Origin of the sequence: Brachybacterium fresconis (genome assembly GCF_017876515.1) — a bacterium.
In the GTDB taxonomy this organism is placed as follows: Bacteria; Actinomycetota; Actinomycetes; order Actinomycetales; family Dermabacteraceae; genus Brachybacterium; species Brachybacterium fresconis.
Genome location: NZ_JAGIOC010000001.1, coordinates 1,949,038 through 1,965,738, shown reverse-complemented (window position 1 = coordinate 1,965,738; position 16,701 = coordinate 1,949,038). Strand labels below are relative to the sequence as shown.

Below are 16,701 nucleotides of genomic sequence, written 5' to 3'. Positions count from 1 at the left end.
GCGTACCGACCCGGAATGCCGCGCGGCGGGGGAGTGCGACCTCAGAGGGTCGCAGCCTCCAGGCGGAAGGAGAAGGTCTCCTCGCGGGCGGGGAGGACGTACTGCGGCAGCGGCAGCGGACCGCAGGCCGCCGAGCCCACGCCGTGCAGCGCCGCGGAGAGCGTCACCCAGGTGCGGCCGTCGGGGCGCAGGGCCCCGTCGTGCGCCCGGGCGTCGAGCTCGGCGGTGGACCAGGGGCGCACCGCCAGGCCCAGCCCGGCCGGCGCTCGCAGCCCCAGCGAGGGTCCGGAGCCGCCGGTCAGCTGCGCACGGACCATGCCCGCCCGGTTGCCGTTCTCCTGCGGGAACACGTAGGGAACCTGCAGATCGGCGAGAGAGGAGCGCCAGGTGGCGAAGGTGGTGCCGCCGCCGGTGTCGGGGTAGGACTCGTGCGGCCCGTACCCGGCGTACTCCACCTGGTCCGGCCGCGAGGGCAGGGCGAGGGTCCACCCGATCCGCGGCAGCGGCAGGTCCTCGGGCCAGAAGGCCGACGGGGTCACCGTCACCTGGACCTCCACCCCGGCAGCGTCCCCGCGGAAGCGTTCGGTGACGTCCGCGCCGAGCGCCGATCCGTCCAGGCCGATCCGGGTGCGGACCACCAGGGCGTCTCCGTCGGCGCCGATCTCCACCAGGCGGCGCCGGGCCACGTCGAGCCCGATCCGCTTCCAGCGCGCCTCGAGCGGGTTGCGGGTGCGGGCGCGCTCGTTGTCGACCGGGGCGCGATACAGATCCACCCCGGCCTGCTCGAGATCCAGCTCGCCCAGCCCGACCAGGCGACCCAGGTCGTCGAGGCGGGCCGGGCCGAGGGTCCAGCTGCCGTCCTCGAGGCGCTGCGGGACGAGGGCGGCACCGGCCGACGGGGCGGTGGCGGAACGCAGGCGTTCGGCGTCCACGTGGTCCGCGGCGACGACCAGGTGGCCGGCGGGGACCGGGCCCTGGGCCTCGCGGGTCCGCAGCCGCACCGTGGTGGTCGGTCCGTCGTGCATCGGCAGCGCCACCTCGGCGACCTCGCCGGGCGCGAGAGCGGGCAGCTCGAGCTCCTGCCAGCTCTCCTGGGCGTCCCCGGACACCTCGCCGCGCAGACCGGTCAGATCCGAGAAGGCGTAGCGGTTGGTGATCCGCACGCTGGTGGGGGAGACCTCGAGCCCGACGGGGGAGTAGTGGTGCTTGGCATCCAGCAGCGCCGGGGACGGGGTGCGATCGGGCAGCACCAGTCCGTCGGCGACGAAGTTCGAATCGTGCAGGCGCTCGCCGAAGTCCCCGCCGTAGCCGTAGATGCGGTTGCCCTCGGCGTCGGTGGTCTCCAGGCCGTGGTCGATCCACTCCCAGATGAAGCCGCCGTGCAGCGCCGGGTACTGCTCCGTGAGCTCCATGTACTCCTCCAGGGAGCCGGCGCCGTTGCCCATGGCGTGGGCGTACTCGATCCACACGAAGGGCTTGGTCAGCGCGGGCGGATCGGCGAAGTGACCCTCCGGCACGTCGAGCGCGAAGCTGCGCAGCATGGCGGTGAGCTTGTCCTGGTACTCGGGGGACAGCTCCCGCCTGCCGATCTGCTCGGTCTCCTCCACCGTGGAGTACATCAGGGAGAACACGTCGACGTACTCCGCGGCGTAGTCCTGCTCGTAGATCACGGGACGCGTGGCGTCGGTGGCGCGGACGGCGGCGACCATCGCCTCGGTGACCGGGCCGCTGGCCGCCTCGTTGCCGATCGACCACATCACGATCGAGGCATGGTTGCGGTCGCGGCGTACGAAGCGGTCCGAGCGCTCCACCAGCGACTCCTCGAACAGCAGGTTCTGCGCGGGCCCCTCCGCGGCGCCGGTGCCGTCCTCTCCCCCGGTGGAATCGGCGTGGAAGCCGTGGGTCTCGAAGTCGCCCTCGCAGATCACGTACAGTCCCGCCTCGTCGCACACCTCGAGGAACCGCTGGTGGGGCGGGTAGTGGGAGGTGCGCACCGCGTTGAGATTGTGCTGCTTCATCAGGGCGACGTCCAGATCCTGGTTCGCCAGCTGCTGGGCGCGGCCGACGACGGGATCCGCCTCGTGGCGGTTCACCCCGCGGAAGACGATGCGCTCGCCGTTGATGCGGAAGATCTCCCCGTCCACCTCCACGCGCCGGAAGCCCACGCGCAGGGTCACGGTCTCGGAGTCGGTGCGCACGGTGACGTCGTACAGCTGGGGGTCCTCGGCGGACCAGGGCCGCACCTCGCCCACGTCGGTCGCGTCCTGACCGGTGGCGGCGGACAGGTCGAGCCCGGGGACCTCGAGCGTGGCCGCGAGCGGGGAGCCGTCCGCGGCGTACGCGCTCGCGCGCAGGCTCCCGCGGCCGGTGGCGGGGTCGTAGTCGGCGACGGTGACCAGGTCATGGATGCCGCCGGTGGGGCGCAGCAGCAGATCCACGCTGCGGAAGATGCCCGAGGCCCACCACATGTCCTGGTCCTCGACGTAGGTGTTCACCGACCACTGCACCACGCGCACGTCGAGCCGGTGCTCGCCGGGAGCCGCCAGGGCGTCGGTGACGTCGAACTCCTGGGTCAGGCGCGACCCGGCGGTCACGCCGATCTCGGCGCCGTCGATCCAGACCTTCGCCGCCGAGTCCACGCCCTGGAAGCGCAGCAGCACGCGCGCCCCTGCGGCGAGCTCGGCGGCCCAGTCCGCGGGAACCTGCACGCTGCGCCCGTAGTGGCCCGTGGGGTTCTCGTCGGGCACGTGGGGGACGTCGCGGGGGATCGGGTAGATGACGTTGGTGTACTGCGGGGCGCCGTAGCCCTGCAGCTGCCACAGCCCGGGCACCTCGATCTCGGCGCTCTCGCCCAGGTCGGAGCCGTCGGCCCGGGTGCCGTAGCGGAACTGCCAGGTCCCGTCGAGGCTCAGCTCGGGCGCGTCGGAATGCAGGTGGGCGCGACCGCGCAGGCGGTTCCTGCCGGCGGGGAGCTCCTCCCACCAGCGGACGGTCGGATCGGCGGGCGGCAGCGGGGTGCTCATCGGTGAGGCGTCTCCTGGGCTCGAGACCGGTCGTGGACCGGATACGTGAACGTTCACGTGGAAGCTTACCCGGACCGCGGGGCTTCAGCCAGGGAGCGGGGCTCTCGGCGCTGTCGGGGTCTCAAGTCCCGGGTGCGGCGTCGGCGGGGCCCGGGGGAGACCAGTGCCGGACCCGCGCCAGCGGCAGGCAGGCCAGTGCCGCCACTCCCGCCGCGACGAGCAGGGCCGCGAGGGGGGACGTGGCCGCGATGATTAGGCCGCCGAGGACGCTGGCCAGCGGCATCACCCCGATCGTGAGCAGCCGGATCGCCGCGAACGCCCGGCCGAGGTGGCTCTGCGGGACCAAGCGCGCGGGCACGTCGGAGCCGATGATCATCGAGATGGTCGCGCACAGGGCGACCATCAGCTCGCCGACCCCGATCAGAACCGACTGTCCGGTGGGTACCAGCAGCGCGGCCGGGGCGAGCAGACTGGAGAGTGCTACGCCGGTCGTGGCCAGCAGCTTCGCGGCGCCGGTGGGAAGGTGCGTGCGCAGTGGCCGGGACCCGGCCGCGCCGAGGAGCGCGCCGAGCGCCCCGGCTGCCGCGAACAGCGCGACCATCGCCGGGGGCAGCCCCAGGGTCTCGAGTGCGAAGAGCACCAGCGCAGTGCCCGAGATCATCGCCGCCGCATTCAGGAGCGTGGTGGCCAGGGTGAGGTGACCGAGCCCGCGGGTGGTCAGCACCCTGCGCACCGTCCACTCCGTGAGCTCGGGGGTCGGAGCAGAAGCGGACGCGGCGGCAGGGGCGGGGCCCGCTGCCTCCGGTCGTGGCAGGGTTGCGAGGGTTGACAGGCTGAGCAGGTAGGCCACGACCCCGAGCGCCAGGGCGGCGGCGGGGGCGGCGACGCGCAGCAGTGCCGAGACCGCCGCCGGCCCGGAGACCCGCGCGATGGCGCTGACGGCCTCGATCCGCTGATAGCAATCCGCGGTGCGTTCGCGGCCGACGATCGCGGGGACCATGGCGCTATGCCCGGTGGTGAACAGCGCATCGCCCAGCCCGAGCAGCGCGGCGACGACGAGCAGCACCGGCGCCGAGAGGTGGCCGACGGCCAGCAGGAGGATCAGAGCCCCCACGGTGAGGATTCGCAGGCCGTTGCCGAGCATGATCGCGCGCCGGTGCCCGAGCGCGTCGACCGACGCGCCGATCTGGCGATGGGCGCACAGGTACCAGAGGAAGGGCAGAGCATTCAGCAGACCTAGGAGCCCACCCCCGACCCCGAGGATGGTGACCGCGATCAGCGGCAGCAGGGTTCGGACGGCGTCGTCGCCCGTGGATTCGCCGACCGTGGCGATCAGGATCCTGCGCATGGTCACCGTCGCTTCCGGGGTGGGGGCGGGTCGACCTCGGCCGCCCGCCCCCAGGCCTGCGTCAGGGTGCCTTGACATCTCAGGTGTCAGGATACCCTGACAGATGGGAGGTGTCGAACAGTCGTCGCGGCGCGAGCGGGTTCGTCGGGAGCGGGGCCTTGGGGGCACCCCTAGACTCGGAGCATGCACGGACCGAACGGGATCTCCGAGATGCGTTGCGGCTTCTGCGGTCTCCCGGGCGTCAAGGGTCGCCCGCTCCTCGGCGGGCTCGGCGTGATGATCTGCGGTGACTGCGCCCGCGAGGCAGCACGCTCCTTCGACGAGGGCACCGAGACGGCCACGGCCGCCTTCGAGGCGCACACCGAGGAAGAACTGGTGCGAATGCTCCGCGGCGTCACCGGGCAGCGCCCGCAGCTCGAAAGATTCCAGCGCGACCTCGTGACCTATATGCGCTCGCGCGGGACGTCATGGGGGTCCATCGGCGAGGGTCTCGGTGTGACCCGCCAATCTGCCTGGGAGAGGTTCCGGCACGTCGACGGGCAGTGACCGGCCGGGCGAAATCATCGCCTTTCCTGCATGTCGTGGCTCTGGTATGGCCCGGCTCCTCACTCCTCAGGTCAATGCACTCTCGTGTCAGACGACTGACATGGCGTGGTGGAGGAACGGGCACGTCGACGCTCCGACTCTCGTGTGTCATCGGTGCGGCATGCGTTGTGAACAGGCGTGCCGAGGTTGGTCCCTTCAGGCGCTCTGTTCGTCCCCCGGGCCATGGCTGCGCCGGTAGACTCCCTCGTCGTGACCACGACCGAGCCGAACCGGTGGACCGACCGCCGCAGCGACGCCGTGTCCGCGCGCAAGGAGGCCTACGAGCAGCTGCGCCGGGCCAGCACCTGGCGCCTGCTCGCCGCGACCAAGGCCCCTGCCGTCCTGGCGATCCTGCAGTCCGTCTTCCCCGCCGGCGATCGACGCCTGCCGCGCAGCGAGCTCGTCGCCCGCGTGGGGGCCCATCTATCGCTGCTGCACGACGAGGATCCCGCCTCCGCGGATGTCGTCGACGACGATGACGAGAGCACGGAGGGTCGCAGCGGCCGCAGCGCCGCCGAATACGTGGACGGCTGGGTGCGCGAGGGCTATCTGACCCGTCGCGACGACCCGCAGCGCACCGAGACCACCTTCGAGCCCTCGCCCGCCACGATCGACGCGATCCAGTTCATCGCCTCCCTCGAGGAGCACCGGCCCACCACCACCGAGTCGCGCCTGACCCTGGTGGTCCAGCAGTTCGAGCGCCTGGCGCACGAGACCGAGACCGACCGCGACGTGCGCCTGGCGGACCTGCAGCGTCAGCGCGAGAGCGTCGAGGCGCAGATCCGCGAGCTCGCCGAGGGTGAGCTCATGCTGCCCAGCGAGGAAGCCTCCACCGACCGGCTGCGCGACATCCTGCAGATCGCCTCCGAGCTCTCCGGCGACTTCCTCCAGTATCGCGAGGACCTGCGTGCGGTCGATCTGCATCTGCGCGAGCAGATCCTCTCCCCGGAGACCTCTCGCGGCGAGATCCTCGAGCAGCTGCTGGCCGGGGACGACCTGCTGGGCCAGTCCAGCGTCGGCCGCACCTTCACCGCGTTCTTCCGGATGCTCAACGACCCGGGTCAGACCCGCACCGCCCAGGAGCTCGTGGACCGTCTCCTCGAGCGCGACTTCGCCCGCAGCCTCAGCCGGGACGAGCGCGAGCGCCTGGCCAACGTGTTCAGCGACCTCTACGACCCGGCCCAGGAGGTGCTGGACGTCAAGACCGAGCTGTACCGCTCGCTGGCGCGCTTCGTGCGCTCCCAGGACTTCCGCCAGCACCGCGTGCTGCTGGAGGCGCTCCAGGAGGCGCAGGGCGTGGCCCTCGCGCAGAAGGACGAGGTCGTCACCCGCACCCCCTTCCCGCTCGACCTGGACCTCTCGCGGGTCCAGCTCTCCTCGGTGTCCCAGCATCGGCTCAAGGACCCCACCGATCCCGGGGCGCCTGCCGAGGCCGAGGTCCACGACGCCACGGCGCTCAGCGTCGAGGTGCTGGCGGACCTGGTGCGCGCCAACGACATCGACCTGGTGGGGCTGACCGGCCACGTCAACGACGTGCGAGGCCGCTCCGGGCAGGCCTCGATCGGCGACGTGCTGCGGGAGCAGCCCGCCCAGCAGGGACTCGCGAGCGTCATCGGCCTCATGTTCCTGGCCACCTCCCATGCGCAGGAGCGCGAGGGGTCCACCGAGGTCGTCACCTGGCAGGAGCTGGACGGGAACCTCTACGCCGCGAAGATCCCCTCGTTCTACTTCCTGGACGACGTGCCGGTGGAGTGAGCGCGGTCGTCGGCGCTGTCACCGGCGTCGAGGCGCTCGAGGTCCGCGAGCGATGGGGCCGACTCCTTTCGCAGCTGCTCCAGGTCGGCGCCGAACTCCGCCATCCGGCAGCCGAGGCCGTTGCGCTTGACGATGATGCCCTCGGCCTCCCAGTGGGGGAGGGCGCGGCCCAGCAGAGGATGGTCCCCGGAGGCGTTGGTGACCCGCCACCACGGCACCCCGGAGCCCCAGGTGCGCAGGATCCGTCCCACCAGGCGGGGTCCGACGCCGACGACGGCGCCCACCTCGCCGTAGGCGGCCACCCGCCCCGGTGGGATCGCCTCGACCACGCGCAGCACCCGTTCGACCGTGAGGTCGTCCATCCGGGTGCGGGGGCGGTTCGTGGGCATGGAGCCAGTCTGGCACCCGGGGGACGACGGCGCGGAGTCTCCGCACCGTCGCGCGTCACCTGTCGCGCCGATCCCGGTGCAGGATGCCCTGCAGAGAGCGCAACAGCCGGCTGCGATGCTCCACGGTGTTCGTGTTCGTGTTCGTGTTCGTGTTCGTGTTCGTGTTCGTGTTCGTGTTCGTGTTCGTGTTCGTGTTCGTGATCGGGGTCGCGGAGGAGAAATGCTGCGTGTGCAGCAGGGTCAGCAGGGGGAAGCTCTCTCCGTTGATCCGGGCGTTCCGGAGGACCGTGTGCTGCCCCGCCCTCTGGATGTCGTCGCCGCTGACGACATCGCCGGGTGCTACCGGCTGACGCATGTCGCCGGGCATGTTCTTGGAGTGCCCCGGGTACGCCTTGAGGAAGGTGGCGCGGGTGCACGTCCACTCGCGCGGGTTCTGCACCGGTGCCTGGTACCGCGCGATGGCCGTGTGGAGCCGGCGTGCCCAGAACGGGGCCGCCAGATTGCCGTTCATGTGGTGGTTCTCGGGGTTCGGATGCCGCAGCCTGACGTCCACGACCCCCGTCTGCGGATCGAGGACGTCCGCGGCGATATCGATGTACGGCAGCCCTCGCTGCTCCGCCCGAGTGCACAGCTCCTCGTTGTAGCGGAGAGTCAGCTCCGTCCGCTGCTTCTGGGTCGCGGTGATCGCGCTGCGCTTGATGACGACCTCCCCGATCTGATCGTCATCGGTGATCGTGGGCAGCGTGGCGCCCGAGATGATGATGCGGTGAAAGCCCATGTCGCGCAGCTCATCGATGAACTCGAAGTACGCCTCGACGGAGTGCATCATCTGGACCTCGACGGGCTCGTCGTACTTCTCGGCGCGGTACCAGATCACGTATCCGCAGTCGACCTCGCCCAGATGGAACACGACGATCGCCTCGCGCGGCTTGTCCCTGATCCACTCCCGATACCGACCGAGGGCGTTCGTCTTCGCGTTCGGGTTCCGCATGCCCACGGCGGTCGCGCCACCCACCTCGACCCCTGATACCTCGTGCGGCGCCAGGATGCCGATCTTCGCAGCCTTCTTCAGGTAACGGATGTGGCTGTCGCCGAGGTAGTACAGGGGCAGCGGTTCTGCGGTCATGGAAAAACATTACCGGCAGGCACCGCCGACCGATGATGCCCGGGGAGCGCAGTCGGCCGGAGTTGTCGAAGGTGTTCGTGGGGCGGTCCCGTCATCCCGTGACACAGGGTTTCGCTTATGGCGCTCATTAGTTAGCGTGTCGGGATGATCCTCACCGGCCTCCTCCTCGGCGCCGCGCTCGGCTACGTGCTGCAGCGCTCGCGCTTCTGCGTCACCGGCGCCTTCCGTGACCTCTACATGGCGCGCTCCTCGCGCTACTTCGTCCCCTTCCTCCTGGCCATCGCGATCCAGGCGATCGGCGTCGCCGCCCTGACCGGCATCGGCGTGATCGCCCCCGAGCCCGCGAGCTTCGCCCCGCTGGCCGTGGTCGGCGGCGGCTTCCTGTTCGGCATCGGCATCGTCATGGCCGGCGGCTGCGCCACCGGCACCTACTACCGCGCCGGGGAGGGCCTGCTCGGCTCCTGGGTGGCCCTGATCTTCTACGCGCTGTTCGCCGCGGTCATGAAGTACGGGCCGCTGGCCGGCTTCAACGACGCCGCCCGCGCCCGCACGGTCGGGGACACCACCATCCAGGAGACCCTCGGGGTCAGCGTCTGGGTGCCCGTCGTCGTCTTCAGTGCGATCGTCGCCGTGCTCGTCGTCCGGCAGATCCGCATCAATGCCCGGCACCGGACCGCGAAGCTGCCCGCCCGCCGCACGGGCCTGGGCCGCTACCTCGCCGACGTCGTCTGGAACCCGTGGGCGGGCGGCGTGCTGCTGGGCCTGATCGCGATCATCGCCTGGCCGCTGTCCACCGCGGCCGGACGCAACGGCGGCCTGGGCATCACCACCCCCTCCGCGAAGATCGTCACCTTCCTCACCACGGGCGACGTCACCCTCGTCGACTGGTCGGTGATGCTGGTCCTGGGCATCCTGGTGGGCTCCTTCATCGCCGCCAAGGCCTCGGGCGAGTTCCGCTGGCGGGTGCCGGACGCCTCCACCATGCTGCGCAGCGGCGGAGGCGGCGTGGCGATGGGCATCGGAGCCTCCCTCGCCGGCGGCTGCACCATCGGCAACTCCCTCGTCGAGACCAGCCTGTTCAGCTACCAGGGCTGGGTCTCGTTCCTCGCGATCATGCTCGGCACCTGGGGCGCCGCCTGGATCTTCCTGGTGCGGCCGCAGAAGGCGGCCGCCGCGAGCCGCCCTGCCCCGGTGCTCACCCCTGCCGCCTGAAGCCGCTCCCGGCTTCCCGGACCACGACCGACATCCCGGACCACGATGTGACAAGGAGTTCTCATGACCGCCTACACCCTGGAGACCAACGGGGCCGTCTGCCCCTTCCCCCTGATCGATGCGAAGAGCGCGATGGAGCAGCTGAGCTCCGGTGACGACCTGATCATCGGCTTCGATTGCACCCAGGCCACCGATTCGCTGCCTCAGTGGGCCGCCGAGGACGGCCATGACGTGGTCGCCTTCGACCGCGTCGGCGACGCCGGCTGGTCCATCACCGTGCGCAAGGGTGCCTGAGCGCCGCACGACGCCACCTCGACATGACGCCGGCCCGGGAACCCTTCGAGGGGTTCCCGGGCCGGCGTCATGTCCGGTCGAGGTCAGTCGCGCGGGCCGGAGCCGTCCTGCGGCCGGCGTCCCTCCGGCGCACCGTCCTCGGGAGGCCGGAACTCAGGCGCCCGCGGTGCGGGGGATCCGTGCTCGTCCGTCAGCGGCTGCTCGGGATCGACCTGCCCGTCCCGCGAGGAGCGCAGGCGCTCCTCGTCGTCGACCTGCTGGAACTCGGCGGGCTCTGCCCCGTACTGACCCTCGCCGTAGGGCGACGCGGCGGGCCGACCGCTGAGCGGGGGGATCTCCTCGGAGCGATGGGCGGGCTCTGCCGGGGCCGGCCCTGCCGCATCGGCCGGCGCCGGGCGGTTGTACGTGCTGTGAGCCGTCGAGCGGACGGAGTCGTCCTGGATCGGTCGACGGGGCTCGTCCGGGAGAGGTCGAGCGGGCTCGTCCTGGACGGGTCGGTTCCCGCCCTCCTGGTCCGGGGCGTCGAACGGCTGGATCGGGGCGGCGGACCGTCCGTCCTCCAGGTCGGGCCGGCCGGCCGCGGGCTGCCCGTCCTCCGGTCGGGGCCGCCCGGCTGCGGGATCCGGCTGGGCGGTGTGCCGCACCGGACGACCGGTGTCATGGACCCGCGGGTCGTGGGCGGCCTCGTCGTCCCCGTGGGCGACCCGGTCGCTGAGCGTCTGCTCATCGAGTGGCTGCTCGAGACCCGAGCCCTGCTCGGTCGGGGTCGCGGCACCGGCCCCGGCGCCGGCCTCGGCACCCGCACCAGCCTCGGCGCGGCTCGATGTCGCGGCGTCGGTTCCCTCACGGGAGTCGTGCTGAGCGGGCTCGGGGTCTTCGACGCGAGGGTCCTCGTCGCGTCCGTGCGCCGAAGCGGCGGCAGCTCCCGCGCCGACTCCGGCTGCACCGGCGACACCGGCCGTCGCAGCACCGGCGCCGGGACCGGAGTCCTCGCCCTCGTGGCGGGCCTCCCGATCGCGGACCTCCTGGCCGCGGGTGTCCTGCCGGTGAGCGTTCTGCTCGTCCCCGTGCGGAGCGCGCTCGTGCTGCGGAGAAGCCGTCGGATCCTCACGGTGCGCTCCCGGCGTTTCGCCGCGAGCGTCCGCGGAGGCGTCCGGATGTGGTGCGGTCGGCTCCTGTCGAGCCGTCTGGTCCTGGGGCACGTCCGTGCCCGCCGCGCGATGCGTGGGGGCCGTCGCGTCGGTCGCGGAGCGGGCGTCGGCCGGGGTCTGCGGGTCCTGTGTTCCCGTCGGATCCTCGGCGGCGGGCTCCGGGGCGGTGGCAGCTCCGGCGACTCCCGCGGTCGCGGCACCTGCCCCCGGGCCGTCCTTCTCGTCGCCGTCCTTCGCGGGCCGGTCCTTCTCGAGGCCGTCCCGGTCCTCGCGGTCCTCGCGCGGGGCCGGGGCGGTCCGGTCATCATCCGCGGTGCCCACCGGACCGCGTCCGTCGTCCGGGGTCTCGGGATCGAGGCGATCGGCTTCCGTGCGACGCTGGTCCACCGCGCTGCGCTCCCGCTCGACGGCGGAGCGCTCCTCCTCGGCCTCGACGCGTCGGCGCTCGGCGACGATCTGCTCCTGCTCGGCCTCGGTGGCCTTGCGATCCGCCTCCAGCCCGGCGCGTTCGGCCTCGAGCTCGCGCTCCTTGGCCGTCAGGTCGCGCTGCTGGACGGATCTTTCCTCCTTCTCGGCCTGCTCGCGCAGCTCGGCGGCACGTCGGCGGTCCTCCGCCTGCTGGCGGGCTTTGCGCCGTCTCGACGCCGACATCCCCACCGCGAGCAGGATGAGCAGGATCAGAAGGATCGCCACGATGATCACGACGAGGACGGGGGTGGAGATCGGAAGGTCGTTCATGGTCGACTCCTTGCACGGGGGCGGGGGACCTGACGGGCCGGATGTGATCCGGCGCTTGATGGTGATTCCACCAGATGCAAGGCCCCGATGGTGTCATTTCCGCAACGATCGACCATTCGGACGGGTCCTCGGCGACGGTGCGGGCACGCTCCCTGAGCGGCAGCGGCGGCGCCGGTACAGTGTGTGCCCGTGACCAGCTCTGTGCCCCGTACCGAAGCCGATGACGCCCGGGATGCCGGTGTCGAGGACGCGACGTCGCTTCCCGGCACCGCCCTCGTCGAGGACTCCCGGCGGGTCCTCGTGCACCTGCTGCAGGGTCCGTTCCTGGACGGTCGGCGCGACCCCGCGCGCTATGCCCAGCTGCTGCGCGATCGCGCCGGGATCGAGGCCCGCCTGGCGGATCTCTTCCTCGAGCTCGTGGTCGACGACGATGCCCAGGTCGCCTTCGTGCGCCAGAGCGAGTCCGACCCCGATGCGCCCAAGCTGCTGCGCCGCCTGACCGGCCTGAACCGTCTGGATTCCGTGCTGCTGCTGGTGCTGCGCCAGATGCTGCTGACCCAGTCCTCCCGCGGTCAGCGCACCGTGGTCTCCGAGGCCGAGATCCAGCAGGCGCTGGCCGCCTACCGCCGCACCACCTCGACCGACGAGGCCGGCTTCGCCAAGGAGGTCCGCGCCGCGATCGCCAAGATCCAGCGAGCCGGTCTGCTCGACGAGCAGGGGGATGACTACGAGGTCTCCCCGGTGCTGCGCCTGATGATCGGACCGGATACCGCCCGTGAGTTCATCGCGCTGTACCGACAGGCCGGCGTCGGCGGTCTCGAGGATCCGGCGGACGACGCCGAGGAGACCGAGGGCGGAGCCGAGGATGCGGCCGCCGAGAGCGGCTGAGGGAGCGTCCCGATTCCCGACCGGACGGTAGGGCATGCCCGGGGTTCACACGCCCACCTGCGGTCGGAGATCGGCACTGCCGGAATGAGATTGCCGGAATGCTCACGATGTGAGGCCATTCCTCCATGGGGTGTCCAGCAGGAGTGACGCCGCGCGATCCGTGCATGCCGAGGGGGCCACGGATCCGAGGAGGTTCTCGTCATGAGTCAGGGCAGCAGCAGTCGGCGGGGGAGCGATCGACCGCTCGTATCGCTCGTCATCCCGGTGTACAACTCGATGCCGTACCTGCTGGAGACGCTCGATGCGATCCCCGAGCAACGGCTCGGTCCCGCCGAGCTCGAGGTCATCCTGGTCAACGACGGCTCCGACGACGGTTCCGAGAAGGTCCTGGCCGAGTACGCCGAGCGATACCCCAACTACCGGGTCCTGGATCAGCCCAACTCCGGCGGCCCCGCCGATCCCTGCAACAAGGGGATCGCGGCTGCGCGCGGGAAATACTTCTTCGTCCTCGGCTCCGACGACGTGCTCACCGAGGGAGCGCTCGGCGAGCTGGTGGCCTACGCGGAGGAGGAGGGCTCCGACATCGTCCTGGCGCGGATGGTGGGCCTGAACGGACGCCACGCCCCGGGGTCGATGTTCACGCATTCGAAGGCCGAGGCCGACCTGGTCCAGGACAGCCTCTTCAACTCGCTGACGGCGATCAAGCTGTTCCGGACGGATCTGGTGCGCAGGACGGGCGCGCACAACCCGACCCATCTGCGGGTCGGCTCGGACCAGCCGTTCACGCTGACCTGCTACCTGGCAGCGCGGAAGATCAGCATCCGCGCCGACCGCGCCTACGTGCTGATCCGCACGAGGGAGGGCGGGGACAACGTCACCTCCGATTCCCGGACCTCGCTGGACTACACGGCGCTGCTGGCTGCGACGGTCGACGTCATCATCGACGGGACCGAGCCGGGAGAGCTTCGCGACGGTCTCCTGCGGCGTCCGGTGCGCGGAGCGCTGCGCAAATCGGTTCGCTCGCGATTCCTGAGCCTGTCCGAGGCGGAGCAGGAGTCCGTGGTCACCGATATCCAGGAGGCGATCGGTCCCTACCTGACGGAACGCGTCTGGGGACATCTCGAGCCCCTGTACCGGCTGAAGGTGAGGCTCGCTCTCGCGGGGCTCACCGACCTCCTGCGCGAGCTGATCCGGTGGGAGAAGGACGGGGGTGAGGAGTCCCTGGTCGTCGAGGACGGGGCCTTCCGCTTCGACCTGCCGGCGGATCTGGTGGAGTCGATCGGCCAGGAGGAGCTCCGCGACGTGAAGGTGGTCGGGATGGTCGCTCTCGAGGAGCTCGTCGTGGAGGACGGGCGCCTCCGGATCGGTGCCCGGGCTCAGGTCCGGCGCAGCACGACCCCTCCGGACGGCGTCGTGCTGCGCGTCCGCCGGCGCGGGACGGAGGAGAGCTTCGAGGTGCCGGCCCACGACGTGGAGCTCGCGGGGGAGGGAGGGCCCTCCGGGAGCTCCGGGGACGCGGTGCGCTTCCGTGCCGAGGTCGAGGTCTCCGGGCTGGAGAGAGCGGTCTGGGACGTGCATGTCGTCCAGCGCTACGGGGACCAGGAGATCCAGAACCGGCTCGGCGGTCGCCGGAGCCCCCACATCACCTCGGAGCGTCGCCTGGTGACCGACGCGGACGGCCGGGAGGTGGGGACGGCCTACTTCACCCGGGATTTCGGGAACCTCTCCGTGGACATCGGGTACGTCCGCATCACCCGGGCCGGCCCCCTGGCCGAGATGCTCTCGGTGCTGGAGACCGCGCCGGGCCGCCACGTCGCCCTGCTGCGGGTCCAGCGTCCGGCGTCCCTGCGGATCTCCACGCTCCGCGGCATCGACCAGGACCGCCCCGGCGAGGAGATCCCGACGGTCTCCCTGCGAGACGGGCTGCTCGCCGCGGCCCTGCCCTCCACGGTCCGCGGCTCGGATCGGAGGATCCGGGTGGCCGATGCCGACGGGGCCGTGATCGTGCGTCTGCCCGATCCGGTGGTGTTCCCCACCGTCGATCCGTCGGGGCCCAGCATCCCGGACGGCGCGGTGGCGGCCGTCGAGGACGTGGCACGAACGGCCCGGGACCTCGCCCGCCGGGTGGGACTGCGCCGTCCGCGCCGGCGGGCGCGCTGACCCCAGCGCGCACGCCGGGCGCTCCGCGCATGGCAAGATCGTGCGGTGCCCCGCGCGAGACGGGGCGTCCTCCTGCCCCGGAACGAGAGGTGCCACGCGTGAAGGCGATCAGTGTCCAGAAGGCTGCGGACATGCTGTCCCTGTGGTCGGTCGTCGTGAACACCCTCGCGGTGCTGTCGATCGTCGTGGTCGTCGGCCTGGGCGATCAGCGGCTCGCCGTGATCGCCCCGCTCGTCCCGCTGGTGATCATCCTGTGGCGCCAGCGGCGCGCCTTCACACGAGGACCGCGGGGCATCGGCGGGATCGGCCGGTACCTGACCGCCCGATATCTCCTGATCGCCGCGGCCGCCGTGCTGCTGTACACGGTCGGCGAGGTCCGGGTGCTGGAGCTCGTCGGCGCCGTCCTGGCCGTCGGGGCGCTCGCGGTCGAGCCGATGCTGCGCTCCCTGAACGGGGTCGCCGCGCCGTACGCCGAGAACTTCCCCGGCCACGAAGGGCGGAACCGGGCATCGTTCCGCTACGGCTGGATCTTCCCGCTGAACCTGCTGGGGCTGCTCGCGCTCGCGCTCGCCACTCTCGCACCCGGCGTGCTGCTGCCGGTGATCTCGCTGATCTCGCTCGCCTCGCTCGTGATGTCGCTGATCGCCCTGTCGGACTGCGTCGGCCGCATCCGGGAGCGCCGACGCTTCCAGGCCCGGCTGCCCGAGACCCTCGAGGCGCTGGAGCCGGGCTTCTACGTCTACTGGCACGCCCCGCCCCGCTCCGCCTTCCAGGTCACCATGTGGCTGCCTTATCTCGAGCGGCTCGGTGTCCCGTTCGTGCTGGTGGTGCGCACCGTCCCCAACTTCCGCCAGCTCGCGAACGCCACGGAGCACCCGGTGCTGCTGCGGCGTTCCCTGACGGATCTCGACGATCTGATCGTGCCCTCGGCCCGCGGCGTGTTCTACGTGAACAACGCCATGCGCAACAACCACATGGTGCGCTACGCCGGTCTGACGCACATCCAGCTCCTGCACGGGGAGTCCGACAAGGCCTCCAGCGCCACCCCGGTCATCCGCATGTACGACCGGGACTTCGTGGCCGGGCAGGCGGCCATCGACCGCTTCGACACGTTCGGCGTCACGATGCGACCGGAGATCTTCCGGATCGTCGGCCGCCCCCAGGTCGAGGACGTCGAGCAGGCGCGCGGGCCGATCGGCGAGCTCGAGGACCGCTCCGTCCTCTATGCGCCCACCTGGCTGGGCTACCAGGCCGAGACGAACTACTCCTCGTTGCCGATCGGGCCCGCGATCGTGCGGGCCCTGCTCGAGCGCGGCTGCCGCGTGGTCTTCCGTCCCCACCCTTACAGCAACCGCTCGCCGGAGCTGCAGGAAGCCTGCCGGCAGATCCGCGAGATGCTCGCCTCCGATGCCGCGGCCAGCGGCCGGGAGCACCTCTACGGCGACCTCGCGGAGAACGACATGAGCGTCGTGGACTGCTTCAACGCCAGTGACGCGATGATCTCCGACGTCTCCGCCGTGGTCGGGGACTTCCTGCACTCGGGCAAGCCGCTGGCCATGGTCTCCCCGCGCACGGGGGCCGAGGAGTTCGCCCGGGAGTTCCCGATGGCCCGCGCCGCCTACGTGCTGGTCTCCGAGGGCGCCGACCCGCAGAACCTCCACGAGGTGCTCGACGACCTGACCGGTGCCGATCCGCACGAGGCCGAGCGGAAGGCGTGGGCGACCTACTATCTCGGAGACATCGCGCGCGAGAACTATGCGGACCGATTCGTCGAGGTCGCCCGCGAGGAGCTCGGCCTCGCAGGGGCCGATGAGGCGGAACTCACGCCCTGAGCATCCGGTCCCGAGAGGTCCTTCCTGAGCTCGGATCCGGTGTCGTGATGGCGCTGTGACCTGGCGTGGTTCTCGTGCCCGGGTCGCACGAGTCCGGCACGTCCCGGTCCTGACCTGCGAAGAAGCTGGTGCTACGCTTCCCGCCAGCGACAGCCCCGGCGGTCGGGGCGCGGAGCGGGCGCTGCATTCCGCTCGGCCGA

Annotated in this window: 12 protein-coding genes; 7 read left to right on the top strand and 5 right to left on the bottom strand. The window is 71.4% G+C overall.

What is annotated here, in order from left to right; translation table 11 throughout:
- Positions 1–41 precede the first annotated feature (41 nt).
- Together JOF44_RS09010 and JOF44_RS09005 are read right to left on the bottom strand one after the other, a co-directional pair.
- Positions 42–3,023, bottom strand: coding sequence for a glycoside hydrolase family 2 TIM barrel-domain containing protein (locus JOF44_RS09010; protein WP_209889968.1), 2,982 nt, complete (start codon positions 3,021–3,023; stop codon positions 42–44).
- Between the two features lie 121 nt (positions 3,024–3,144).
- On the bottom strand, positions 3,145–4,371 hold the full coding sequence (locus tag JOF44_RS09005) for an MFS transporter (RefSeq protein ID WP_245349342.1): 1,227 nt from the start codon (positions 4,369–4,371) through the stop codon (positions 3,145–3,147).
- Between the two features lie 183 nt (positions 4,372–4,554).
- Between JOF44_RS09005 and JOF44_RS09000 the strand changes: the two genes are divergently transcribed.
- Together JOF44_RS09000 and JOF44_RS08995 are read left to right on the top strand one after the other, a co-directional pair.
- Entirely contained in the window at positions 4,555–4,917 is a 363-nt protein-coding gene (locus tag JOF44_RS09000; protein ID WP_209889961.1) for a ClpX C4-type zinc finger protein, read from the top strand.
- A gap of 249 nt (positions 4,918–5,166) precedes the next feature.
- Complete coding sequence (locus JOF44_RS08995; RefSeq protein ID WP_342591731.1) at positions 5,167–6,711, top strand: DUF3375 domain-containing protein; 1,545 nt, start codon at positions 5,167–5,169, stop codon at positions 6,709–6,711.
- Here JOF44_RS08995 and JOF44_RS08990 read toward each other — a convergent pair.
- The gene (locus JOF44_RS08990; protein ID WP_342591730.1) at positions 6,681–7,100 is read right to left on the bottom strand and encodes an MGMT family protein; all 420 of its coding nucleotides are present in this window, start codon (positions 7,098–7,100) and stop codon (positions 6,681–6,683) included. The two genes, JOF44_RS08995 and JOF44_RS08990, sit on opposite strands and share 31 nt — an antisense overlap.
- Before the next feature lie 55 nt (positions 7,101–7,155).
- On the bottom strand, positions 7,156–8,226 hold the full coding sequence (locus tag JOF44_RS08985; RefSeq protein WP_209889956.1) for an SGNH/GDSL hydrolase family protein: 1,071 nt from the start codon (positions 8,224–8,226) through the stop codon (positions 7,156–7,158).
- Between the two features lie 144 nt (positions 8,227–8,370).
- On the opposite strand from JOF44_RS08985, the gene JOF44_RS08980 reads away from it, so the two are divergent.
- Positions 8,371–9,438 (top strand): YeeE/YedE family protein, encoded by a 1,068-nt coding sequence (locus JOF44_RS08980; RefSeq protein ID WP_209889953.1) that lies wholly within the window; start codon positions 8,371–8,373, stop codon positions 9,436–9,438.
- 63 nt (positions 9,439–9,501) lie between these two features.
- Positions 9,502–9,732, top strand: a complete 231-nt coding sequence (locus JOF44_RS08975; protein ID WP_209889950.1) for a sulfurtransferase TusA family protein — start codon at positions 9,502–9,504, stop codon at positions 9,730–9,732.
- An 83-nt stretch (positions 9,733–9,815) separates the two neighbouring features.
- On the opposite strand, the gene JOF44_RS08970 is transcribed toward JOF44_RS08975, so the two are convergent.
- On the bottom strand, positions 9,816–11,621 hold the full coding sequence (locus tag JOF44_RS08970; protein ID WP_209889947.1) for a hypothetical protein: 1,806 nt from the start codon (positions 11,619–11,621) through the stop codon (positions 9,816–9,818).
- A gap of 189 nt (positions 11,622–11,810) precedes the next feature.
- Here JOF44_RS08970 and JOF44_RS08965 point away from each other — a divergent pair, with 189 nt between their 5' ends.
- From JOF44_RS08965 to JOF44_RS08955, 3 genes are all read left to right on the top strand, one after another.
- Positions 11,811–12,509, top strand: a complete 699-nt coding sequence (locus tag JOF44_RS08965) for a DUF4194 domain-containing protein (protein WP_209889944.1) — start codon at positions 11,811–11,813, stop codon at positions 12,507–12,509.
- 201 nt (positions 12,510–12,710) lie between these two features.
- Positions 12,711–14,669 (top strand): glycosyltransferase family 2 protein, encoded by a 1,959-nt coding sequence (locus tag JOF44_RS08960; protein WP_209889940.1) that lies wholly within the window; start codon positions 12,711–12,713, stop codon positions 14,667–14,669.
- Between the two features lie 98 nt (positions 14,670–14,767).
- Positions 14,768–16,501: a CDP-glycerol glycerophosphotransferase family protein gene (locus tag JOF44_RS08955; protein ID WP_342591729.1), complete on the top strand. Its 1,734-nt coding sequence runs from the start codon at positions 14,768–14,770 to the stop codon at positions 16,499–16,501.
- Positions 16,502–16,701 lie beyond the last annotated feature (200 nt).

Bases quoted from the DNA above. Each gene is read 5' to 3' on its own strand.
- JOF44_RS08985 (WP_209889956.1), bottom strand. From the start codon at position 8,226: ATGACCGCAGAACCGCTGCCCCTGTACTACCTCGGCGACAGCCACATC.
- JOF44_RS09010 (WP_209889968.1), bottom strand. From the start codon at position 3,023: ATGAGCACCCCGCTGCCGCCCGCCGATCCGACCGTCCGCTGGTGGGAG.
- JOF44_RS08990 (WP_342591730.1), bottom strand. From the start codon at position 7,100: ATGCCCACGAACCGCCCCCGCACCCGGATGGACGACCTCACGGTCGAA.
- JOF44_RS08980 (WP_209889953.1), top strand. From the start codon at position 8,371: ATGATCCTCACCGGCCTCCTCCTCGGCGCCGCGCTCGGCTACGTGCTG.
- JOF44_RS09000 (WP_209889961.1), top strand. From the start codon at position 4,555: ATGCACGGACCGAACGGGATCTCCGAGATGCGTTGCGGCTTCTGCGGT.
- JOF44_RS08960 (WP_209889940.1), top strand. From the start codon at position 12,711: ATGAGTCAGGGCAGCAGCAGTCGGCGGGGGAGCGATCGACCGCTCGTA.
- JOF44_RS08970 (WP_209889947.1), bottom strand. From the start codon at position 11,621: ATGAACGACCTTCCGATCTCCACCCCCGTCCTCGTCGTGATCATCGTG.
- JOF44_RS09005 (WP_245349342.1), bottom strand. From the start codon at position 4,371: ATGCGCAGGATCCTGATCGCCACGGTCGGCGAATCCACGGGCGACGAC.
- JOF44_RS08975 (WP_209889950.1), top strand. From the start codon at position 9,502: ATGACCGCCTACACCCTGGAGACCAACGGGGCCGTCTGCCCCTTCCCC.